Source organism: Lichenicola sp. (genome assembly GCF_965198575.1).
In the GTDB taxonomy this organism is placed as follows: Bacteria; Pseudomonadota; Alphaproteobacteria; order Acetobacterales; family Acetobacteraceae; genus Lichenicola.
Genome location: NZ_OZ240671.1, coordinates 1,841,597 through 1,863,474, shown reverse-complemented (window position 1 = coordinate 1,863,474; position 21,878 = coordinate 1,841,597). Strand labels below are relative to the sequence as shown.

Annotated in this window: 17 protein-coding genes and 1 riboswitch; of the genes, 10 read left to right on the top strand and 7 right to left on the bottom strand. The window is 68.5% G+C overall.

All coding sequences use genetic code 11. The features are described 5' to 3' along the window. Positions 1–26: 26 nt before the first annotated feature. The 4 genes from gspM to ACOEQ2_RS08525 all read right to left on the bottom strand — a co-directional run bounded on the left by gspM (position 27) and on the right by ACOEQ2_RS08525 (position 3,064). Positions 27–686 carry a type II secretion system protein GspM gene (gene gspM, locus ACOEQ2_RS08540; RefSeq protein WP_419730941.1) on the bottom strand — a complete coding sequence of 220 codons (660 nt, stop codon included), beginning with the start codon at positions 684–686 and terminating at the stop codon, positions 27–29. Continuing rightward, the gene (locus tag ACOEQ2_RS08535) at positions 686–1,810 is read right to left on the bottom strand and encodes a PilN domain-containing protein (protein WP_419730940.1); all 1,125 of its coding nucleotides are present in this window, start codon (positions 1,808–1,810) and stop codon (positions 686–688) included. The genes gspM and ACOEQ2_RS08535 overlap by 1 nt, the downstream gene beginning before the upstream one ends. A 106-nt stretch (positions 1,811–1,916) precedes the next feature. Then, on the bottom strand, positions 1,917–2,567 hold the full coding sequence (locus ACOEQ2_RS08530) for a prepilin-type N-terminal cleavage/methylation domain-containing protein (RefSeq protein ID WP_419730939.1): 651 nt from the start codon (positions 2,565–2,567) through the stop codon (positions 1,917–1,919). Then, complete coding sequence (locus tag ACOEQ2_RS08525; RefSeq protein WP_419730938.1) at positions 2,564–3,064, bottom strand: PulJ/GspJ family protein; 501 nt, start codon at positions 3,062–3,064, stop codon at positions 2,564–2,566. The genes ACOEQ2_RS08530 and ACOEQ2_RS08525 overlap by 4 nt, the downstream gene beginning before the upstream one ends. Before the next feature lie 133 nt (positions 3,065–3,197). Here ACOEQ2_RS08525 and ACOEQ2_RS08520 point away from each other — a divergent pair, with 133 nt between their 5' ends. Then, entirely contained in the window at positions 3,198–5,999 is a 2,802-nt protein-coding gene (locus ACOEQ2_RS08520) for a M16 family metallopeptidase (RefSeq protein ID WP_419730937.1), read from the top strand. 43 nt (positions 6,000–6,042) lie between these two features. Here ACOEQ2_RS08520 and glf read toward each other — a convergent pair whose 3' ends face one another. Continuing rightward, positions 6,043–7,221 (bottom strand): UDP-galactopyranose mutase, encoded by a 1,179-nt coding sequence (gene glf, locus ACOEQ2_RS08515; RefSeq protein WP_419730936.1) that lies wholly within the window; start codon positions 7,219–7,221, stop codon positions 6,043–6,045. Between the two features lie 219 nt (positions 7,222–7,440). Here glf and ACOEQ2_RS08510 point away from each other — a divergent pair, with 219 nt between their 5' ends. Both ACOEQ2_RS08510 and ACOEQ2_RS08505 read left to right on the top strand, forming a co-directional pair. Beyond that, entirely contained in the window at positions 7,441–9,351 is a 1,911-nt protein-coding gene (locus tag ACOEQ2_RS08510; RefSeq protein WP_419730935.1) for a glycosyltransferase, read from the top strand. A 64-nt stretch (positions 9,352–9,415) separates the two neighbouring features. Continuing rightward, the gene (locus tag ACOEQ2_RS08505; protein WP_419730934.1) at positions 9,416–9,637 is read left to right on the top strand and encodes a type II toxin-antitoxin system CcdA family antitoxin; all 222 of its coding nucleotides are present in this window, start codon (positions 9,416–9,418) and stop codon (positions 9,635–9,637) included. A 233-nt stretch (positions 9,638–9,870) separates the two neighbouring features. Here the strand turns inward: ACOEQ2_RS08505 and ACOEQ2_RS08500 are convergent, their stop codons facing one another. Next, the gene (locus ACOEQ2_RS08500; protein WP_419730933.1) at positions 9,871–10,287 is read right to left on the bottom strand and encodes a prepilin-type N-terminal cleavage/methylation domain-containing protein; all 417 of its coding nucleotides are present in this window, start codon (positions 10,285–10,287) and stop codon (positions 9,871–9,873) included. A 100-nt stretch (positions 10,288–10,387) separates the two neighbouring features. On the opposite strand from ACOEQ2_RS08500, the gene ACOEQ2_RS08495 reads away from it, so the two are divergent. Beyond that, positions 10,388–11,236: an oxidoreductase gene (locus ACOEQ2_RS08495; protein ID WP_419730932.1), complete on the top strand. Its 849-nt coding sequence runs from the start codon at positions 10,388–10,390 to the stop codon at positions 11,234–11,236. After that, a complete protein-coding gene (locus tag ACOEQ2_RS08490) occupies positions 11,214–12,461 on the top strand; it encodes an MFS transporter (protein ID WP_419730931.1) in 1,248 nt (415 codons plus the stop codon). Before ACOEQ2_RS08495 ends, ACOEQ2_RS08490 begins: the two co-directional genes overlap by 23 nt. Here the strand turns inward: ACOEQ2_RS08490 and ACOEQ2_RS08485 are convergent. Beyond that, positions 12,403–13,317, bottom strand: a complete 915-nt coding sequence (locus ACOEQ2_RS08485) for a lysophospholipid acyltransferase family protein (RefSeq protein WP_419730930.1) — start codon at positions 13,315–13,317, stop codon at positions 12,403–12,405. The genes ACOEQ2_RS08490 and ACOEQ2_RS08485 overlap by 59 nt on opposite strands. A gap of 133 nt (positions 13,318–13,450) precedes the next feature. Beyond that, positions 13,451–13,539, top strand: a riboswitch (glycine riboswitch). A gap of 230 nt (positions 13,540–13,769) precedes the next feature. Between ACOEQ2_RS08485 and glyA the strand changes: the two genes are divergently transcribed. The 5 genes from glyA (at position 13,770) to ACOEQ2_RS08460 (ending at position 21,874) form a co-directional block, all read left to right on the top strand. Then, positions 13,770–15,056, top strand: coding sequence for a serine hydroxymethyltransferase (gene glyA / locus ACOEQ2_RS08480; protein ID WP_419730929.1), 1,287 nt, complete (start codon positions 13,770–13,772; stop codon positions 15,054–15,056). 122 nt (positions 15,057–15,178) lie between these two features. After that, positions 15,179–16,252 (top strand): glycine cleavage system aminomethyltransferase GcvT, encoded by a 1,074-nt coding sequence (gcvT, locus tag ACOEQ2_RS08475; RefSeq protein WP_419731175.1) that lies wholly within the window; start codon positions 15,179–15,181, stop codon positions 16,250–16,252. 11 nt (positions 16,253–16,263) lie between these two features. Next, positions 16,264–19,167 (top strand): aminomethyl-transferring glycine dehydrogenase, encoded by a 2,904-nt coding sequence (gene gcvP, locus ACOEQ2_RS08470; RefSeq protein WP_419730928.1) that lies wholly within the window; start codon positions 16,264–16,266, stop codon positions 19,165–19,167. A 129-nt stretch (positions 19,168–19,296) separates the two neighbouring features. Beyond that, positions 19,297–20,676 carry a carbohydrate porin gene (locus ACOEQ2_RS08465; protein ID WP_419730927.1) on the top strand — a complete coding sequence of 460 codons (1,380 nt, stop codon included), beginning with the start codon at positions 19,297–19,299 and terminating at the stop codon, positions 20,674–20,676. 40 nt (positions 20,677–20,716) lie between these two features. Beyond that, complete coding sequence (locus ACOEQ2_RS08460) at positions 20,717–21,874, top strand: hypothetical protein (protein ID WP_419730926.1); 1,158 nt, start codon at positions 20,717–20,719, stop codon at positions 21,872–21,874. Positions 21,875–21,878 lie beyond the last annotated feature (4 nt).

Here is a 21,878-nt window from a genome sequence, read left to right as displayed (position 1 = left end):
GGGGCCTGCTCATCGCTGGGGCCCACTCACTGCTGGGGCTCGTCGGACTGGCCGGCGCCGGTGGGCGCATCCGCCTTGCCGGCACGGAACGCCATGACGGTCATCGCGCCCTCGAGCGGCGAGGCCGCCTGCACCATGATGCGTGAGCCATGCAGCTGCAGGTCGTCGATCAGCATCGAGGGCGAGGCCTGCTCGATCGCCGCGATCAGCCGGACCATCACCTCGAACGGCGCGCTGACACTGATCCGCACGCCGACCCGTCGGTAGGCGCCGGCCTGGCTCGCCGGCAGGCTCTCGGTGCTGGACAGGCTGGCGCCGAGCGACGACGCCATCTGCTGTACCTTCTCCTGGAGTGCGGCCGCGGCGACCGCATCGCTGCTGCCCTCGATCAGCGCCACCGGTCCGGACCGGGCCGCACTCCCGGCCGCCGCCTGTCGCAGCGCCGGCAGTTCGGCGGCCAGCATGTCCATCCGGGCCGCCATCTGCCGCTGGCCTTTGATCGCCTCGTCGCGGTCCTGGTACAGCCCGATCAACGGACTGCCGACCGCCTCCCAGAGCAGCAGCAGCACGATCGCCGCGATCCCGAGTGCAGATGCCTGGCCCGCGCGGCCTTGCGGCAGCGAGCCTGCAAAGCCGGCGGGGCGCCCGGCGGAGCGGTTGCCCGGTGAGCGGGTCGACACCGACATCAGCGGCTGATCCCGGCGCGGATCGAGAACAGGTCGGTGTTCTGGCCCTCGATCCGGGTAACCGGCGCCGAGAAGGCTGGCGCCGAGAAGGCCGGATCGCTGCTGATCGCCGGGATCAGCTTGGCGGCACCCGGCGATTGGCCGCTGATCGTCAGCTGGCCCTGCCGCAGCGTGAGATCCGACAGGTAGCTGTCGTCCGGCAGCACGCGCGTCACCGCGGCCAGCACCTCGAGGGTGTCGCCGAGACGGTGGCGCTCGGTCGCCACCAGGTCGCCGCCGGCGGTGCTGCCCGCGATCCGCCGGCGCAACGCCTGCACCGCATCGACGCGCGGCTGCAGCGCCGCCACCTGATGGTTCAGCCTGGAGGCCGCGACAGACTGCAATGCGAACGGCAGCATGATCGCCAGCACGGCCAGGGCGGCGCAGGCAGCTCCTGCGGCTACCAGCAAGCGGCGCTCCTGGATGGCCGAGGCCGTGCGCTCATGCGCCAGCGGGATGCGCAACCGATGGTTGGGGTCGGTCGATGCTCCCGCGTTCACGAAGGCGGGGATTTCGATCCCGCGTGGACTGGCGCCCACAAGGCGCAGCGTGTCGAGCAGCGGCAGCAGCGGCGCCTTCGGAACCAGCGACAGCCGCAGCATGATCCGTCCGGCCTCGCGATCGCGCCGCAGCACCGTCCAGGCAAAGAAGATATCGTCCGCGGCAAAGGGGGTCAGGCGGTCCATCTCGTAGGCGAGCACGCGGTCGAGCCCGGCTTCGGCGGCCAGCGGCAGCGTCACGTCGCGCTGCAATGCCGCACCCGCCGGCAGCCGCAGCAGCACGAAGCGGCCACCCTCCCGCGTCCCGGCGCTGACGATCGCCGCACGCAGCACCGCCGCATCGTCCGGATCGACGTCACCGGGGACTCCCACTCCGGTTGCATCGGGCATGGTCATGCGGCGCAGGGCGAAGTTGCCGAGCACGGTCTCCTCGCCGGACTGGCGACGCAGCAGGCGTACGCCGTCACCGCCGGGGTGCGGCTCCACCAGCAGTGCCCCCACGGCGGAAGGGTCCGGACGCGCAAACCGCGCCGGCACCAGGTCGAGCATCTGGCGCGACCACCAGGTCAGGACGTCGGCAATCATCGGCTGGCACGATAGAGCAAGCTGATGCGGGTTGAAATCCGGCGGCACATGAAGAATTGAAAGCGAGGGAACTTCCGTGACGCGGCCTGCGTGGCGTCGGCGCTGCTCAATCCGGCGACTGGGCGCGTGCCGGTGCGGCGACGATGTCGGGCCAGTGCCGCGGATCGCCGTCCGGGAACACCAGGCGGATGCGGATCAGGTCGGGCGGCTCCGCATCGGACCAACGCGTGTGCCAGACGCCGGCACTGAAATAGCTCACATCGATCTGGTCCACGCCGGTCAGCAGCACCTCGCGATGCGGTGTCGGGACCGGTCCCGCCGGGATGACATGGCGGTGCGGCAGCCAGGCCAGGATCAGCTGGTGCGCCGGATCGACCGAAAGGCGCAGATCGGCCAGGTCGTCTTGCGGCTCCGGCGCGGTCTGCAGGTTCGGCGTCTCCCGGTTTGCGCGGGGTGCGGCATCGGCGATCCGCAGCGGGCTCCGGAACACCAGCCCATGCTGGGCGCCGACCACGCTGTCGCCATCGGTCGAGGTGCCGGGATCGAGCTGCTCGATCAGCCGGCGGAGGGTCCGGTCCGCCGCCTCCAGCCGGCCGCCGGTCTGGATCATGCGGTCCTGGCGGTCGAACGCGGCCAGCCCGAACTGCACGCCCTGGCTCAGCGTCGAAAGCAGGATGCCCAGCACCACCAGCGCCACCACGATCTCGAGCAGGGTGAAGCCGGCATCATCGGAGTTGGACCTGTGGGGCGGCCTCATGGCCCGGCGCCGGGTTGCTGGCCGAGCCGTTCGGTGCGCAGCGTCACCGCGCGGGTGTGGTCGCCGGCCGACGCCTCGTCCGACCATGACTCCGTGAGCTGCACCGAATACAGCACCGCTTGCGGCGCTTGGCTCGAGAGCGTCTGGACGCCGCCGTGATTGCTGGAGCTGCCGATCGTCGTGGATTGCAGCGGCGCGATATGGAGCTTCCAGTGGTAGCCGTGGCCGTCCTCGCCCTCCTGTGTCTCCGCGCGCAGCGGCGTGCCGTGGCCGATGGTGGCGAGATGCGACTGCGCGCGGGACAGCGCCTCCTGGGTGCGATCGGCGATCCGGGTGGAGCGGATGCCCTCGACCGCGCCCTCGAACAGCACGCCGAGTGCCAGGGCGGCGATCACGAACGCGACCAGCACCTCCAGCAGCGTGAAGCCGGCATCCCTACTGACAGTGGGTCCGGCGGGAGCGGCGCCCGGTCGGCGGCAGAGGGAGCGGATCGGCATCGCGCGCATCATCGCCCAGGTGACATATCCTTCATAGGCACGGCGCTTTCCGCGAAGGCACGCGGCTTCTAGTGTGCGCGGCGATACCCGGCTCCCGACTGGATCGGGCAGCCCGACCAGACACGGAGATCGCATGCGCCACCGGACAGAGACCAGGCGGGCGGCCAGCCTGCTGCCGAAGCGCCTGCTCCTGAAGCGGGGGGCGGCGACGGGCCTGATGCTTGCGGCACTCGCCGGGACCGCGCTGGCTGGCCTGGGCGGCACGGCGATCGCGGCCACACCGACCACCGGTCCGAACCCGACGCCGATCCTGCCGGCGGCCCCGACCCCGCACGCCACCGGTGCGGACTCCGCGCTGCGGGCAACGCTGTCGAACGGCCTGCGGGTGGTCATCGTGCAGGACCGGCTGGCCCCCGTGGTCACCACCGAGATCAACTACCTGGCCGGCTCGAACGACGCGCCGCCGGGTTTTCCGGGCACCGCGCACGCCACCGAGCACATGATGTTCCGCGGCAGCGAGGGGCTCGACAAGGACCAGCTGGCCGAGATCGGCGCCAAGCTCGGCGGCGAGTACAACGCCGACACCACCGAGACCGTCACACAGTACTTCTATACCGCACCTGCCGACGACCTTGCGGTGGTGCTGCATGTCGAGGCGCTGCGGATGAACCGGCTCAGCTTGAACCAGGCGGACTGGGACAAGGAGCGCGGCGCCATCGAGCAGGAGGTGTCGCGCGACCTCTCGAGCCCGGCGTACAACTACCTGTCGCAGCTGCAGGCGACGATGTTCGCCGGCACCCCGTACGCGCACGACGCGCTCGGCACCCGGCCCTCGTTCGACAAGACCGACGCGGCGTTGCTGCGGGCGTTCTGGTCACGCTGGTATGCACCCAACAACGCCATCCTGGTGATCGCCGGCGACGTCGATCCGGACAAGGCGCTGGCCGACGTGAAGGCCGCGTTCGGTGACATTCCGCGCAAGGCGCTGCCGCCGCACGCGACCTTCACCCTGGGCCCGGTGGCGCCGCAGACGCTGCAGCTGCCCACGGATTATCCGATCGGGCTGGTGACACTGGCCTACCGGATGCCGGGCGCGCGCTCGCACGACTTCGCCGCCGCCGACATCCTGGGCGATGTGCTGTCGAGCGAGCGTGGCAGCCTGTATGCGCTGGTGCCCGGCGGCGATGCGCTTGCGGCCCAGTTCCTGTATCGCCCGAAGCCCGATGTCGGCTTCGGGGTGGCGCTGGGCGCGTTCCCCAAGGGCGCCGACGGAGCGCCGCTGCTGGCGAAGATGCGCGGCGTCATTGCCGACATTGCCCGCAACGGGGTGCCCGCGGACCTGGTCGATGCGGCACGGCGTCGCGAGATCGCGCAGCTCGGCACGCAGAACGACAGCATCAGCGGCCTGGCGCAGAGCTGGTCCAACGTGCTGGCGTTCCAGGGGCTGGATTCCCCCGATGCGCTCGCGGCGGCGTACCGCGCGGTGACCGTCGATGACGTGAACCGCATCGCCCGCCAGGTCTTCGATCCGGCGCATGTGGTGACCGCGGTGCTGACGCCGCAGGATTCCGGCAAGCCGATCGCCGGCAAGGGCTTCGGGGGTGCGGAATCGTTCGCCTCGGCGCCGGACAAGCCGGTGGCGCTGCCGGACTGGGCGACGACCGCGCTCGCCGCCCTGCATATTCCCGAGGCCTCGCCGGCGCCGGTGGTCAGCACGCTGCCGAACGGCCTGCGGCTGATCGTGCAGACCGAGCACGTCACCAACACCGTGTCGCTTTATGGCCAGATCCGGCAATCGACCGACCTGCAGGAGCCGAAAGGCCAGGAAGGTGTGGGCAGCGTCGTCGAGCGGATGTTCGATTACGGCACCACGACGCACGACCGGTTGAGCTTCCAGAAGGCGCTCGACGATATCGCCGCCGACGAGCAGGCGGGCAGCGGCTTCTCGCTCAAGGTGCTGACCCACCAGTTCGATAGCGGGCTGGCGCTGCTGGCCGACAACGAGCTGCACCCGGTGTTCCCGGACGCGGCGTTCAAGGTGGTGCAGCGGCAGACTGCGGGAAGTCTCGCCGGGCTGCTCGGGTCGCCGAGCTACCTGTTCCAGCGCGCGACCACCCGGGCGGTGGTGCCCCCCGGCGATCCGTCGCTGCGTGAGCCGACGCCGGCGAGCGTGATGGGGCTGACCGTGGCGGACGCCAAGGCGTTCTATGCCAGCGCGTATCGACCCGACCTCACCACCATCGTCATCGTCGGCGACATCACGCCGGAGCATGCGCGCGCTGCGATCCAGCAGAATTTCGGCGGCTGGTCGGCGACCGGACCGACGCCCGTCGTCGACCTGGCGCCGATCCCCGACAACACGACCTCGCGCGCCTACGTGCCGGATCGCAGCAGCCTGCAATCCAACATCGAGCTGAAGGAGGATCTCGGCCTGCGCGTGGCCCAGCCGGACCATTTCAGCCTGGCGCTCGGCAACGAGATCCTCGGCAGCGGCTTTTCCTCGCGGCTGTATCGCGACCTGCGGGTCAAGACCGGCTACGTCTATAGCGTCAGCAGCGCGCTCGACTGGTCACGCAACCGCAGCAATTATTCCGTGACCTACGGCGCCGACGCGCAGAATATCGGCAAGGCGCGCGACCTCGTGGTGCGCGATATCCAGGCGATGCAGTCGGAGCCGGTAAGCGACGCCGAACTCATCCGGGCGAAGGCCTCACTGCTGCGGCAGTTGCCGATGGGTCGTGCCAGTTTCGACGCGATCGGTCTCGAGGATCTGCACCTGGTCGATCTCGGGCTGCCGCTGAACCAGCCGGACCTCGCGGCGCGGCACTATTTCGATACCACGGCAGCCGAAGTTCAGGCGGCGTTCCGGGCGTGGCTGCGTCCGAAGGACCTGGTCGAGGTGGTGCAGGGTCCGCCGTCACCCAGCGGCGGCTGATCCTCGCCCGGCCGACGGATGGGTGCGCCGACCGGGCCGGGCTTCAGGCGTCGATGACGGTGTGTTCCGCGCTGCTTGCGGTTGAGGGTCCCTGACCCGCGGGCAGTGTGCGCTCGATGCGGGTGAAGGTGGCGAGTGCCTGCGCCACGATCTGGTCCATGTTGTAGTAGCGGTAGGTGGCCAGGCGTCCCACGAACCAGATATCCGGGCTGGCATCCGCGAGCGCCTGGTATCGCTTGAAGGTCGCCTGGCTTTCCGCTTGCGGCACCGGATAATACGGCTCGCCGTCGGCTGCCGGATATTCATACATGACGCTGGTGCGGTCGTGGGTCTGGCCGGTCAGGTGCTTGTATTCGGTGATGCGGGTGTAGTCCTGATCCTGCGGGTAGTTCACCGTGCCGACCGGCTGAAAGAACTCGACATCGTGGGTTTCATGCACGAAACGCAGCGACCTGTATGGCAGCCGTCCCTCGGAAAATCCGAAATACTCGTCGATCGGCCCGGTCCAGATCAGCCGTGCACCCGTCACCGTGGTGACGATGTCGGCATAGGACGTGCCGGTGCGCACGGTGATGTTCGGATGTTCCAACATGCGCTCGAACATCTTCGTATAGCCATCCAGCGGCATGCACTGGTGACGGTCGGTGAAATAGCGATCCTCCCGATCGGTGCGCACCGGAATGCGTGCGGTCACGCTCGCATCGAGCTCTGACGGGTCGAGGCCCCATTGCTTCCTGGTGTATGCACGGAAGATCTTTTCGTAGAGATCACGGCCGACCTGGGAGACGACGACATCCTCTGCCGTGGTGACGTTTTCCACCGGTTCGGCGCGCCTGGCCAACCAGGTGGGAAGCTCCGCGGAAGTCAACTGCAGATCGTAGAGTGCATTGACGGTGTCGAGATTGATCGGGATCGGCACGAGACGGCCGTCGACATGACCTTTCACGCGATGCTCGTATGGCCGCCAGTCGGTGAAACGCGACAGATAGTCGAACACCATCGTCGAGTTGGTATGGAAGATGTGCGGGCCGTATTCATGCACCAGAAGGCCGGCATCATCGAAGCGGTCATAGGCATTTCCCGCGATGTGCGGACGCTTGTCGATGATCATCACGCGCTGGCCATGTGCAGCGAGCCGTTCAGCCAGGATCGAGCCCGCAAACCCTGCACCCACGATAAGCCAGTCGTAGTCGCGCGCAGGCATCTTCGCCTCAGACGCCATGCCGTCCATCATCACCCTTTCTCAATCGAGATCCCAAGCAGGGTGCGGCAAGCATAGGATCAAGTCGCGTCACAACATCGCCAGCGAAAACTGGATCTGCAGAAACTGCCGTAGAAATTCCGGTTTTCGCCTGGCGCCCTGTTGGAAATTTGATGCAGGAACCGGCGCGAGTGACCGCACATTCTAGTTTGCATGGCCAACGCGTTCGAGGAAGCATCGATGGACCAGTTCGCGCGCCCGGTCGATACGAGTGGGGCGGATCACCCTCGCCCAACCGAGCAGACCTTGCAGCGCGTGCTGACCGACCGCCCGCCTGAACTGCGTGCGCTCTACTGGCGTGCCGCCCGGTTGCAGGGAGAAGGGACCGGAGCCTTCGCGGCAGAGTTGCAGCCGGGTGGCGCGATCGACCTGCTGCCCGGTACCACCTTGCTGTTCGATACCTATTTCGGAGCGTTCTTCGAAGCCCACTGGCGCATGAACACCAGATTGAAGGCGCTGCGGCTCTCGGTCACCGTGCGGGGCGCGTGCGTCGTGCGGCTCCTGCGCCGTGCCATCGGCGTCAACACGCTGGTTGCGGAAACCCGGGTGGCGGCCACCGGGCGGGCGCAGACGGTGGGTTTCTCGGTACCCGAACGCAGCAGCAATTTCCGCGAATACGGCCTGCTGTATTTCGAGGTCACGGCCTCCATGACAGGCTCCGGTGCGGAATTCATCGAGGCCGCCTGGCTGGGTGACGAGGCCCCCGTGCCGGTTTCGCTCGGGATCGTCTTCTGCACCTTCAACCGCGAGAGCTTCATGGCCGCGGTGCTCGAGGTGATGGTCGCCGACCCTGTCGTAATGGCCGGTCTGGATCGGGTTTTTATCGTCAACCAGGGCCGGCCGGGCCTGCGCCAGCATGCGTCGATTGCGCCGTTCGCCGAGCAACTCGGGGCGCGGCTGACGGTCATCGAGCAGGGCAATTTCGGGGGCGCCGGCGGATTCACCCGCGGCATGCTGGCGACGCTGGATGATCCCGGCCTTACCCACTGCGCCTTTCTCGATGACGACATCCGGCTGGAGCCCGACACGATCCCCCGGCTGACCGCGTTCCTGTCGCTGGCAAACGAGAATGTCGCGGTCGGCGGCCAGATGCTCGACAGCGTGCAGCCGACGCGGCTGTACGAGGCGGGGGCGGTGATCGACAATCACAGCTGGTTCCCGCGCGCGATCCTGCACAACACCGACCTGCTATCTGCCGACGGCCTGGACAGCATCGCACAGCCGCAATCGGTGCATTTCAACGGCTGGTGGTGTTTCGCGGTGTCGCTCGAGATCGTCCGTCGGGTGGGGCTGCCGTTGCCCTGCTTCATTCGCGGCGACGACGCGGAATACGGCATGCGGCTATATCGGCAAGGCGTGTTCACGACCGTGTTGCCGGGTGCTGCGGTCTGGCACGAGCCGTTCTACCTGAAGCTCGGCAACTGGCAGTTGTATTACGAGACCCGCAACCTGCTGATCCTGGCAGCCCTGCACGACCGCTTCAGCAGCCGTGCCGCATTGCGTCGTGCCGGCCGCAGCTGGCTGCTGCACCTGCTGACGTTCCGCTATTTCGGTGCGGCGCTGATCATGCGCGGGATCGCCGACTTCCTCGCCGGGCCGGAGATCCTGGACCAGGATCCGCAGGCGATCCATGCCGGCATCATGGCGCTGCGCCAGCGCTACGGTGCCCAGCCGGTGCAGCGGCGCCAGGTCGTCGAGGCGGCGGTGGTGTCCCGGATGCCGCGCGGCCGGCCGGCCTTCCTGTTCTGGTTCGTGGTCGTGCTGCTGCGGAATGCGCTGCTGCCGACATCCAGGGCCGAGCCGTCGCTGGTGCAGACCGCCGAGTTCTCCTGGATCGGCCTGCGCCACGCCGAGCATATCGTGCTCGATAACTGGTGGGAGCCCGAGATGTCCGCCTACCGCCGGGATCGCTCGGTGTTCTGGGAGCTCACGAAGCAAACCCTGCCGTTGCTGCTTCGCCTGCAACGTCGCGGCGATCGGGTCGCCGCCGACTGGAAGGCTGCGGCGCCCCGCCTCACCTCAGTGGGATTCTGGCGCCGCTACCTGGGCTGCGACACGGCAGCCGAAACGCCCGCGCCGCCTCCACGCTAGGGCCCTGCAGCTGCATATGCGTTGATATCCGAAGGTGGAACGCGCACGTCACTGACCTTGAAGCATGGGGGCAGCAATGCCCAGGGCCTCGTCCAGGACCGTCGGTCACGTTCCGGCGCCAACCCGACGGGCGACCATCGTGACCCTTCCGAAACCTCTTCTCGGCGAGGCCGGGGAGTTCAGCCTCACCGTCTCGCAAGCGTGCGAGCATGGCCTGCCTGCCAATGTGGCGGTGACGCGAGCGACGCGCCGGCCGGGGCAAAACCGGGCGGCCATGGAGGCTTGAAACCATCATGTCGACGAGCATGGTGGTGTCGGGGCTCCCCGGGCTGGTGGGAACCTTCCTGGTCGCCCAAGCCCTCACTCATACGTTTTTCGGCTTCAGTGCGCTGAGGTTGATGATTTTCGCAGGCGTCTTCCTGGCGATCGTTCTTGCATCCGCAGCACTCGTGGCTGCACCGGAGCTGCGCAGGTCTCTGCTCCACAGCCATCGTAGCCCGCAGAGAGACGAAGCAGACCCTAACGGACCGCGACCTGGCCGGTCAGCCAGTCCACCCGGATGGCCAACCGCCGTTCGCCCTCGCTCAACGTGATGCTGCCCCCCGACGCGCTGCCATCGGCGTGGAACACGATCGGCGCCACCTCACCGTCGATGCCGACCGCGTTTGCCAGCGTGTGCCGCAGACCATCGCGCACGCCGTAATCCCGACGGTCGGCATCCACCGTGAACACCACGTCGTGGTCCGCTGCGATGGCGTCCGCGCGGTCCCGCCGCATGTCGGAGGCCATGGTGCGGGCTTGCGCGCGCAGGTCGAGAGTCGCCGAATGCATCGGGCCGCGGGACAGCACGATCGTGCCGACCAGCGCCAGCACCACCAGCACGACGATCATCTCGATCAGCGTGAACCCGTCATCCGCAGCTGGCCGATCCGGCACCTGGTCGCCTCCTCGCACCATCCGGGGGGCAAGCTCGCGTATTTTCGCCACCCGGGCCAGCCTCGCGCGTTGGGTTCCCGACTTCACGGAGACACATCCCATGGCACCCGAACAAACCCCCGTCTGGTTCATCACCGGCTGCTCCACCGGCTTCGGCCGCGAGATCGCCCGGCTGATCCTCGAGCGTGGCTGGCGCGTGGTCGCCACCGCACGCAAGCCGGAGCAGCTGCAGGACCTGGTCGCCGGGCACGAGGACCGCGCGCTGGCGATCCGCCTGGACGTCACCGACAAGCAGAGCGTGGCCGCCTCGGTCGACGCCGCACTGGAGAAGTTCGGCCGCATCGACGTGCTGGTGAACAATGCCGGCTACGGCTACCTGGCGGCGATCGAGGAGGGCGAGGACGAGGGCATCCGCGCGCAGTTCGAGACCAACGTGTTCGGGCTGATCGAGCTGACCAAAGCGGTCCTGCCCGGCATGCGCAAGCAGAAGAGCGGCCACGTGGTCAATTTCTCATCGATCGGCGGCCTCGTGAGCTTCGCCGCGACCGGCTACTACCATGCCACCAAGTTCGCCGTGGAAGGGCTGTCGGAGAGCCTGGCGATTGAGGGCAAGCCGCTCGGGATCAAGGTCACCATCGTCGAGCCGGGGCCGTTCCGCACCGACTGGGCCGGCCGCTCGATCATCGAGTCCGAGACCGTGATCGACGATTACGCCTCGACCGCCGGCGTGCGCCGCCAGCAGACACGCGAGCGCAGCGGCAACCAGGTCGGCGATCCGGTGCGCGGCTCCGAGGCGGTGATCACTGCCGTCACTTCGGAAAATCCGCCGCTGCATCTGCTGCTCGGCAAGCCGGCGCTCGACATGGCGTACGCCAAGCTCGATACGCTGCGCGCGAACTTCGATGCGTGGAAGGAGCTGACCCTGGGTGCCGATTACCCGCAAGCCTGAGATCCCGGTGCCGGAGGAGTCCACGATCGGGCGCGGCCTGACGGCGGTATTTTCCATCGCCTGCGGGATGGTTGTCGCCAACATCTACTACGCCCAGGCGCTGATCGGGCCGATCAGCGCCTCCCTGCACCTGGCGCCGGGGATCAGCGGGGCGATCGTCACGCTGACGCAGTTGGGCTATGCGCTGGGGCTGCTGCTGCTGGTGCCGCTGACCGACCTCACCGAGAACCGCCGGCTGATCCAGCTGACGATGCTCGGTGCCGCGATCGGCCTGGCCGGGATCGCGCTGTCGGGTTCGGTGACCACCTTCCTGATCGCCAGCGTGGCGGTCGGGCTGTGTTCGGTGGGCACCCAGGTGCTGGTGCCGTTCGCGGCCCACCTGGCGCCGGAGCGGGTCCGCGGCCGGGTGATCGGCAACGTCATGGGCGGGCTGATCACCGGCATCATGCTGGCCCGGCCGGTCGCCAGCCTGGTGGCGGACCGGTTCGGATGGCGGGCGATCTTCGTGCTGGGCGCCGTCGCGATGCTGTCGCTGATGGTCGTGATGGGCCGGTTGCTCCCCAAGCGCGCGCCGGCAGCGGGGATGCATTACGGCCAGATCCTGCTGTCGATGGTCCGGCTGCCGTTGCGCGAGCCCGCCATACGCCGGCGGGCGGCCTACCAGGGGCTGATGTTCGCCGGCTTCAGCCTGTTCTGGACCGCGGTGCCCCTGCTGTTGGCCCACCGCTTCGGGCTCGGGCAGCAGGGGATCGCGCTGTTCGCCCTGGCCGGGGCAGGCGGCGCGTTGGCATCGCCGGTCGCCGGGCGGGTGGCCGATCGCGGCTGGATCAGGCCCGCAACCGGCGTCGCAATGGGCATGATGGTGCTGAGCTTCCTCGGTGCCGCCTGGGCTGCGTCCGCGGGCTCGCTTGTCGGGCTGGCGATCAGCGCGATCGTTCTCGATGCAGGGGTGCAGTCCAACCAGATCGTCGGCCAGCGCGTGATCTATGGCCTGGCGCCGGACATGCGCGGCCGCATCAACGCGATCTACATGACGCTGGTGTTCCTGTGCGGCTCGGTGAGCTCGATGCTCTCCACCATCACCTATGCCTATGGCGGCTGGCACCTGACCGCGATGACCGGCGTCGCGATAGGCGGTCTGGCGTTGCTGGTGCTGACGACCGAATTCATGCCGGCTTCGGCCAGCGCCGATGCAGCCACAGCCAGGACGCCGGCTCGGCCCTGATCCAGTCCTCCAGCCGCCGGTTCATCGCGGTCGCGATCGATCTCGTGTCGGTCGCGCGGTCGCCGGTGAGGGCCACGTCCAGCGGCGGCTCGCAGATCATCCGGAAGCGCGCCGGGCCGAGCCGCACCACATGTACCGGCATGATCGGAGCCCGGAACCTCAGGGCGAACTGGGCCAGCGCCGGGGCCGTCATCGCGTCCCGCCCGAAGAACGGCACGGCAATGCCGTCGTTCATCTTCTGGTCGACCAGCAGCCCGAGCGAGCCGCCCTGCTGCAGATGCGCGAGGGCGGCGCGCGCACCAGGCGCACCCTTGGCGAACATCGACACGCCGGGGGGCATCGCATCGGTGCGCAGGCCCTGGATGATACGGTCGACGGTCCTGTTGGACGCGGCCCGGTAGAACCCGGAGACGCGGAGCCCGAGCCCGCCGGCAATCGGCAGGATCATTTCCCAGTTGCCGAAATGTCCTGAAAAGAACAGCGCCCGGGTGCCCCCGCCGACGAGGGCTGCGAGATGATGCTCGCCCTCGATCTCCCATCCCGGGCCGCTCGTGGTGCGGACGAACGAGGCCAGGTGGGGCAGCTCCGCCGCATTGCGTCCCAGATTGTCCCAGACCGCGCGGATGATCCGGCGGCGGGCGGTAGCCTCCATGTCCGGAAAAGCCTGCACGAGGTTGCGGTCGGCAACCCGTGACACCGGCAGCAGCGGTCCGATCGTGCGGCCGATCCAGCCGCCGAGGTTCGACGCCGCGACCGGCCCGATCCGGCGCAGGCCGGCGATCACCCCGCGCAAGGCGACGCCGACGATCCACTCTTGCGGCGACGCCGGCGGGCTGCGGTGGTGTGAGTTCCGCAAGCGCATCATGGCGTGCAGATAGGTCATTCGGCGGACGTGAGGAAGCACCCCGTCCGACACGACGCGACTCACAAACGTGTCGTCGCGGCGCATCTTCGTCGTTGACTTCGGCAGGGGCGGCTGCGACCTTGGAAGCCGCTGATGTGGGAGAGACCGGCCAGCGCCGGCGCCGAAGGAGCAACCGCCCCGGAAACTCTCAGGCAAACGGACCACTCGGCTAGAACTTCTGGAAAGAGACGTCCCCTGCCGTTCAGGGTTGTCGTCCGCCGACGGGATAACGATCTCAGGCACAACAGACAGAAGGGGCGCAACCGGTCGGAGCTTCCGACTGCTAGGGGCGCCGTGTGCATTGATCGATCCGATGACCGCTTCGTTGAACGCGACCTCGCTCACTTGCTGAGCGTGGCGTTTTCGGCTGCGTGCCGCTCCCCCCGTTGAGAGGACCCCGAACGATGTCCGATTTCTTCGACCGTGCCCTCTCCGACGACCCGCTCGTCGCCGACGCCATCGCGGCCGAGCTGAAGCGCCAGGACGAGGGGATCGAGCTGATCGCCAGCGAAAACATCGTCTCGCCGGCGGTGCTGGCGGCGCAAGGCTCGGTGCTGACCAACAAGTATGCCGAGGGCTATCCCGGCCGGCGCTACTACGGCGGCTGCGTGGAGGTGGACAAGGTCGAGATCGCGGCCATCGAGCGTGCGACGCGGCTGTTCGGTTGCGCCTACGCCAACGTCCAGCCGCATTCCGGCGCGCAGGCCAACACCGCGGTGATGCTGGCGCTGCTGAAGCCGGGCGATACCTTCCTCGGCATGGCGATCGATGCCGGCGGCCACCTGACGCACGGCGCCAAGCCGACCATCTCGGGCAAGTGGTTCAACCCGGTGCAGTACGGCGTGCGCCGCGAGGACGGGCTGCTGGATTACGACCAGGTCGAGGCGCTGGCCCGCGAGCACACGCCGAAGCTGATCATCGCCGGCGGCTCGGCGATTCCCCGCCAGATCGATTTCGCCCGCTTCCGTGCCATCGCCGACGCGGTGGGTGCGCTGCTGCTGGTCGACATGGCGCATTTCTCCGGCCTGGTGGCGGGTGGCGCGCATCCGAGCCCGTTCCCGCACGCCCATGTCGTGACCACCACCACGCACAAGACGCTGCGTGGCCCGCGCGGCGGCATGATCCTGACCAACGACGAGACGCTGGCCAAGAAGTTCAACTCGGCGGTGTTCCCGGGCATGCAGGGCGGCCCGCTGATGCATGTGATCGCCGCCAAGGCGGTGGCGTTCGGCGAGGCGCTGCGTCCGGACTTCAAGGAGTATGCGGCGCAGGTGGTGGCGAACGCCAAGGCGCTCGGCGAGGCGCTGATGGCGCGTGGCTACGATCTCGTCACCGGCGGCACCGACACGCACCTGGTGCTGCTCGACCTGCGCCGCGCCGGCATCACCGGCAAGGCCGCGGAAGCCACGCTCGAGCGCGCCGGCCTCACCTGCAACAAGAACGGCATCCCGTACGACCCGCTGCCGCCGGCCCAGACCAGCGGCATCCGGCTGGGCTCGCCGGCGGCCACCACGCGCGGCTTCCGCGAGGCCGAGTTCCGCCAGGTCGCCAACCTGATCGCCGACGTGCTGGCAGCGCTGGCTGCGAACCCGGACGACAACAGCGCCGCGGAAGCACAGGCGCGTGCCCAGGTGCAGGCCTTGTGTGCCCGGTTCCCGCTCTACCGGCTGCACGTCGCGAAGGCTGCCTGAGCGTGTCGGAAAACATCGAGCTGGTCCTCGACCAGGGCGCGCCGCCCGCCGAGCCGCTGGTCGAGGCGGCCGTCATCCGCACCACGCCGCTGCACGCGCTGCACCTGGAGCTCGGCGCGCGGATGGTGCCGTTCGCCGGCTACAGCATGCCGCTGCAATACAGCAGCGGCATCATGACCGAGCACCTGCACACCCGCAGCGCCTGCGGACTGTTCGACGTGTCGCACATGGGCCAGATCCGGTTGCGGCCGCATTCCGGCGTGGTGCGCGACGCCGCGCTCGCGCTGGAACGCCTGGTGCCGGCGGACATGGCCTCGCTGCTCCCGGGACGGCAGCGCTATGCGCTTCTCACCAACCCGGCCGGCGGCGTGATGGACGACCTGATGGTCGCCAACCTGGATGACAGCCTGCTGCTGGTGGTGAATGCCAGCTGCAAGGCGGCCGACCTGGCGCACCTCGAGCAGCATCTGTCCGGCGACTGCGCGGTCGAGCCACTATTCGACCGCGGGCTGCTGGCGCTGCAGGGGCCGGGTGCGGAGGCCGCGCTGTCGGTGCTGGATCCGGGCGTGGCGTCGATGCGCTTCATGGATGTGCGCACCGTCCTGGTCGACGGCCAGGCCTGCAGCATCTCGCGCTCCGGCTACACCGGCGAGGACGGCTACGAGATCGGCATGCCGGCGGCGTTGGCCGAGCCGATCGCGCGCCTGCTGCTGGCCCAGCCTGGGGTGCTGCCGGTCGGGCTCGGCGCGCGCGACAGCCTCAGGCTGGAAGCCGGGCTCTGCCTTTATGGCAACGATCTCGACGTCACCACGACTCCCATCGAGGCGTCGCTCGAGTGGGCGATCCAGAAGAGCCGCCGCTACGGTGGCGCGCGGGCCGGTGGTTTCCCGGGTGCCGACATCATCCTGCGCCAGCTCGTCGAGGGCACCCGGATGCGGCGTGTCGGCCTCAGCCCGGAGGGACGCGCGCCGTTGCGCCTGGGTGCCGCCCTGTTCTCGCCCGACGCGCTGCACGAGACCGTCGGCCATGTGAGCTCCGGCGCATTCGGCCCGAGCCTGCAGGCGCCGCTCGCCATGGGCTATGTCCCGACTGCGCTGGCACAGCCCGGCACCGCACTGGTCGCAGAGCTGCGCGGCCGGCATGTGCCGGTGACGGTCTGCCCGATGCCGTTCGTCCCCCCCAACTTCAAGCGCTAAGTGGGCTGCTGATGTCCGACACGATCGATCTCTGGAACGACACGCGCCCGTCGCCTGACTCGTTTGCCAAACGCCATATCGGCCCGGACGAGGCCGAGATCGCCGCGATGCTCGCGGCGATCGATGCGCCCGACCTGGAAACGCTGACCCGCCAGACGGTGCCGGCCTCGATCCGCGTGGATGCCGAGGCCTGGCACGAGCAGGTGCGGCTGGGCCCGGGCCTGACCGAGCCCGAGGTGCTGGCCCGTTTGCGTGCGGTCGCCGGGCGCAACCAGGTGCTGACCTCGCTGATCGGCCAGGGCTATCACGGCACCGTCCTACCCGGCGTGATCCAGCGCAACATCCTGGAAAACCCGGCCTGGTACACCGCCTACACGCCGTATCAGCCGGAGATCAGCCAGGGCCGGCTCGAAGCGCTGCTGAACTTCCAGACGCTGGTGTGCGACCTGACCGGCCTCGACGTCGCCAACGCATCGCTGCTCGACGAGGCGACCGCGGCGGCCGAGGCGATGACGCTGGCCAGCCGTATGGCGAAGTCGAAGGCGAAGTCGTTCTTCGTCGATGAGGGCGTTCATCCGCAGACACTGGCGGTGCTGCAGACGCGCGCCGAGCCGCTGGGCATCAGCCTGCTGGTCGGAGATCCTGGCACGCCGTTCGACGTGTCCGCGGTGTTCGGGGCGTTGCTGCAATATCCCGATACGCTCGGCCGCATCCGTAATCCGCGCGACCTGATCGGGCGGCTGCACGAGGCCGGCGCGCTGGTGGCGATGGCGGCCGATCCGCTGGCGCTGACGCTGCTGACCCCGCCTGGCGCGCTCGGCGCCGACATCGCCATCGGCTCAATGCAGCGCTTCGGCGTGCCGATGGGCTTCGGCGGGCCGCATGCCGCGTACATGGCGGTGCGCGATCCGTTGAAGCGCTCGATGCCCGGCCGCCTGGTGGGCGTGTCGATCGACAGTGCCGGCCGCCCTGCCTACCGCCTGGCGTTGCAGACCCGCGAGCAGCATATCCGCCGGGAAAAGGCGACCTCGAACATCTGCACCGCGCAGGTGCTGCTGGCGGTGATCGCCTCGATGTACGCGGTCTATCACGGGCCGGATGGGCTTGCCGCGATCGCCCGTCGGGTGAACCAGCTGACCCGGGTGTTGGCGGCCGGGCTGCGCGGGCTCGGTGCGGCTGTCGAGAACGAGGCGTTCTTCGACACCGTGACGGTGGCGACGGGTGAGCGCACTGCAACGGTGCTTGCCGCCGCCCGTGAGGCGGGCATGAACCTACGACAGGTCGATGCGGGTCGTATCGGCATCAGCCTGGACGAGACCACGACCCCCGAGATCGTCCGCGCGGTCTGGCAGGCCGTGGCGCCGGATGCCGACCTCAGTGCCTTGGAAGCTGGACTGCACGTTGCGGCCGACGCGATCCCGGCCGCGCTGGCGCGCCGGACGCCGTTCATGACCCACCCGGTGTTCCACGAGCACCGCTCCGAGACCGAGATGCTGCGCTACCTGCGCCGGCTCTCGGACCGCGACCTGGCGCTGGACCGGACGATGATCCCGCTCGGTTCCTGCACCATGAAGCTGAACGCCACCGTCGAGATGGTGCCGATCACCTGGCCCGGCTTCTGCGACATCCATCCGTTCGCGCCTGCCGAGCAGACCGCGGGCTATGCCGAGATGTTCGCCGACCTGGAAGCCCGGCTCTGCGCGATCAGCGGCTACGACGCGGTCTCTCTGCAGCCGAATTCCGGTGCCCAGGGCGAGTACGCCGGCCTGTTGGCGATCCGCGGCTACCACCGTGCCAACGGTCATGCCGAGCGCGACGTGTGCCTGATCCCGGCCTCGGCGCATGGCACCAACCCGGCCTCGGCGCAGATGGCCGGCATGCGCGTCGTGGTGGTGGGCTGTGATCGCGAGGGCAATATCGACCTCGACGACCTGCGCGCCCGCATCGACCTGCATCGCGACCGACTGGCCGCGATCATGATCACCTACCCGTCGACGCACGGCGTGTTCGAGGAGAACATCCGCGAGCTGTGCGAGCTGGTGCACGAGGCCGGCGGCCAGGTGTACCTCGACGGCGCCAACCTCAACGCGCAGGTCGGGCTGGCGCGTCCGGGCCAGTACGGCGCCGACGTCAGCCACTTCAACCTGCACAAGACTTTCTGCATCCCGCATGGCGGCGGCGGCCCCGGCATGGGTCCGATCGGCGTCCGGTCGCACCTGGCACCGTACCTGCCTGGCCGCCCCGATGCGGGCGGCGAGCATGCGGTGTCGGCGGCGCCGTACGGGTCGGCGTCGATCCTGCCGATCTCGTGGGCGTACATGCTGCTGATGGGCGACGAGGGCCTGAGGCGCGCGACGCAGGTGGCGATCCTGAACTCGAACTACATCGTGCGCCGGCTCGAGGGTGCGTACCCGGTGCTGTATCGCGGGGCCCAGGGCAGGGTGGCGCATGAGTGCATCATCGATCTGCGCCCGTTCAAGGACCGGCTCGGCGTCACCGTCGACGACATCGCCAAGCGCCTGGTCGATCATGGTTTCCATGCGCCGACGGTCAGCTTCCCGGTCGCCGGCACCTTCATGATCGAGCCGACCGAGTCCGAGAGCCGCGCCGAGCTCGACCGCTTCTGCGACGCGATGCTGGCGATCGCGGAGGAGATCCGCGCGATCGAGCAGGGCCGGATCACGGTGGTGGAGTCGCCGCTGCGGCACGCGCCGCACACCATCCGCGACCTGGTCCGCCCGGACTGGAACCGGGCGTACGACCGCGAGGCCGGCTGCTTCCCGGCGGGGATGACGCCCGGCGGGACCGCGGACAAGTACTTCCCACCGGTCGGGCGCCTCGACAACAGCTACGGCGACCGCAACCTGATCTGCTCGTGCCCCTCCCCGGCGGACTACGCGGAGGCGGCCGACTGACGCGACACGAGGGGAGGGGGCGCTAACCAGCGCCCCCTTCACCTTGACGTGACCAAACATCCCCTCTAGACACCCAGTTGCAAATGAGTTGCATTCACGACGGTGTCGGGCAGGGAGCTTGGTGATCACATGGTTCGTCTTCGCAGCGTCCCGCTCACGTGCCTGGTCTATGCCGGTCTGCATGGTGTCTGCTTCGCGCAAACGACAGCCACCAACCTGCTGGGGCCGGTCTGGGGGGTGCGTCCGTGGCTTGCGCAGTCCGGGGTCAGTGTCGGGCTGAACGAGATCAGCGAACTGTTCGGCAACGCCACCGGCGGCATCCATACCGGCGCCGATTACGACGGCCTGACCGAACTCAGCCTCGGCGTCGATCTGGGCCGCGCGATCGGGCTGAAGGGCGGCACCTTCAACGTGAGCGCGTTCCAGATCCATGGCCGCAGCCTCAGCCAGGACAATCTCGACGACATCGACACCATCAGCGGCATCGAGGCCAGCCGCGCCACCAGGCTCTGGGAGATCTGGTACGACCAGCAGTTCCGCGACGGTCAGTACGACATCAAGATCGGCCAGCAGAGCCTGGACCAGGAATACATCACGAGCGCCAGCGCGGGCGTGTTCGCCAACACGGCGTTCGGCTGGCCGGCGCTGCCCTCGTTCGACATGTATGCCGGTGGCCCGGCCTATCCGCTGTCGTCGCTCGGCGTCCGGGTGCGCGGCAACCAGGGTCCGTTCACCGCACTGCTCGGGGTGTATGACGACAATCCCCCCGGCGGGGCGTTCGACAACGACTCGCAGACCAACGCCAACAAGACCGGCGCGCTGTTCAGCCTCAACACCGGTGCGCTGGTCATCGGCGAAGTGGACTACGCCCTTAACACGCCGTCGCTCGGCGATGCCGCGAAAGGCGGAGCGGCGGCCGGTTCCGGACTGCCCGGCGTGTACAAGATCGGCGCCTGGTACGACAGCGGCGCGTTCCCCGACCAGCGCTACGACGACCAGGGCGGCCTGCTTGCCAGTCCGGACAGCGATGGCCAGGGCCTGATGCGGCAGCATGACTACGCATTCTACGGTGTGGCCGACCAGATGATCTGGCGGCCGGATCCGAACGGGCCGCGGTCGCTGAACATCTTCACCCGTCTGATGGGCGGGCCCGGTGATCGCAACCTGATCGACTTTGCCAGCAATCTCGGGCTGGTGCTGAAGGATCCGCTGCCCGGGCGCGACAACGACACGCTGGGGTTCGCCGGCGGCTTCACCAAGATCGGCCGGAATGCGCTGGAGCACGACCATGATTTCCAGACGCTGAATCCCGGCGTCTATGCGCCGCTGCGGTCGTCGGAAAGCTATCTCGAGTTGACCTACCAGTACGTGCCGGTCGGCTGGCTCACGGTCCAGCCGGACCTGCAATACACCTTCATGCCAGGTGGCGGCATCGCCAACCCGGATGAGCCGAACACCCGGGTGTCCAACGAATTCGTGCTTGGCGTCCGCAGTACGATCGTGTTTTAGACCCCATATGCGACTGCATCGCATTAACCGGAGAGCTTCGATGACACCTGCCACCCGACTGCGTGGCCGCCTGCTGATGGCGACCGTCGGGATTGCGCTGGTGGCGGCGCAGGCGATCGTGCCGGCCCATGCGGTCGATGGGCCGACCTCGTTCCTGGCCGGGCTGAAGCACCACACCACCATCGCCTCGACAGTGCCGGCGAACGGCGACCAGAACCCGTATGCGGTGTTTGTCTCGCCGGTCACCAAGGGTCGCCTGGTGCAGGACCACGTGCTGGTCGGCAACTTCAACAATTCCGGCAACCTGCAGGGTCTCGGCAGCACCATCGTGCAGATCGACCCGGCCTCGCAGCAGCTGTCGCTGTTCGCGTCGGTGCCGCAGAAGCTCGATCGCTGCCCGGGCGGTGTCGGCCTCACCACCGCCTTGGCCGTGCTCAAGAGCGGCTGGGTGATCATCGGCAGCCTGCCCAGCACGGACGGCACCACCGCCACCAAGGGCGCCGGCTGCCTGATGCTGTTCGACGACCAGGGCAAGCTCGCCGATGTCTGGACCGACCCGAAGCTGAACGGGCCGTGGGGCAACATGGCGGTGATCGACCGTGGCAGCAGCGCCACGCTGTTCATCAGCAACACCGGCTTCGATGTCGGGCCGGCGCCGGCCGGGGACGCGCCGGTGACCAGCAAGGCCACGGTATTGCGCGTGGGCCTGCAGATCCCCGATGGCGGCAAGCCGCGTATCACCGACATGACGGTGGTGGCGAACGGCTTCGGCGAGCAGCCCGACAAGGGGGTGTTCATCATCGGCCCGACCGGCATCGCGCTCGGACCGAACGGCTCGATCTATGTGTCGGACGCGATCGGCAACCGCATCGTCAGCATTCCGGCGGCGCTCACCCGCACCGACAGCGCCGGGACCGGCACCGAGATCACCAAGGACGGGCTGTTGAAGCGGCCGCTGGCGCTGGTCAGCGCGCCGAACGGCAATCTGCTGGTGGCAAACGGGCTGAACGGCCAGGTGGTGGAGATCGATCCGCGGCGGACGGGGGACGCGGCACAGGTCGGCGCGCAGTGGATCGATGTCGACAAGGCACAGCAGCCTCCCGGTAGCGGCGACCTGTTCGGGCTCGCCGTCACTCCAAAAGGCGACGGGCTGTATTATGTTGAGGACGACGTGAACACGCTGGTCCTGGCGCATTGAGCAG

Coding starts and splice junctions, on each gene's coding strand:
- gspM (WP_419730941.1), bottom strand. CDS start 686: ATGTCGGTGTCGACCCGCTCACCGGGCAACCGCTCCGCCGGGCGCCCC.
- ACOEQ2_RS08535 (WP_419730940.1), bottom strand. CDS start 1,810: ATGATTGCCGACGTCCTGACCTGGTGGTCGCGCCAGATGCTCGACCTG.
- ACOEQ2_RS08530 (WP_419730939.1), bottom strand. CDS start 2,567: ATGAGGCCGCCCCACAGGTCCAACTCCGATGATGCCGGCTTCACCCTG.
- ACOEQ2_RS08525 (WP_419730938.1), bottom strand. CDS start 3,064: ATGCCGATCCGCTCCCTCTGCCGCCGACCGGGCGCCGCTCCCGCCGGA.
- ACOEQ2_RS08520 (WP_419730937.1), top strand. CDS start 3,198: ATGCGCCACCGGACAGAGACCAGGCGGGCGGCCAGCCTGCTGCCGAAG.
- glf (WP_419730936.1), bottom strand. CDS start 7,221: ATGGCGTCTGAGGCGAAGATGCCTGCGCGCGACTACGACTGGCTTATC.
- ACOEQ2_RS08510 (WP_419730935.1), top strand. CDS start 7,441: ATGGACCAGTTCGCGCGCCCGGTCGATACGAGTGGGGCGGATCACCCT.
- ACOEQ2_RS08505 (WP_419730934.1), top strand. CDS start 9,416: ATGGGGGCAGCAATGCCCAGGGCCTCGTCCAGGACCGTCGGTCACGTT.
- ACOEQ2_RS08495 (WP_419730932.1), top strand. CDS start 10,388: ATGGCACCCGAACAAACCCCCGTCTGGTTCATCACCGGCTGCTCCACC.
- glyA (WP_419730929.1), top strand. CDS start 13,770: ATGTCCGATTTCTTCGACCGTGCCCTCTCCGACGACCCGCTCGTCGCC.
- gcvT (WP_419731175.1), top strand. CDS start 15,179: ATGGTGCCGTTCGCCGGCTACAGCATGCCGCTGCAATACAGCAGCGGC.
- gcvP (WP_419730928.1), top strand. CDS start 16,264: ATGTCCGACACGATCGATCTCTGGAACGACACGCGCCCGTCGCCTGAC.
- ACOEQ2_RS08465 (WP_419730927.1), top strand. CDS start 19,297: ATGGTTCGTCTTCGCAGCGTCCCGCTCACGTGCCTGGTCTATGCCGGT.
- ACOEQ2_RS08460 (WP_419730926.1), top strand. CDS start 20,717: ATGACACCTGCCACCCGACTGCGTGGCCGCCTGCTGATGGCGACCGTC.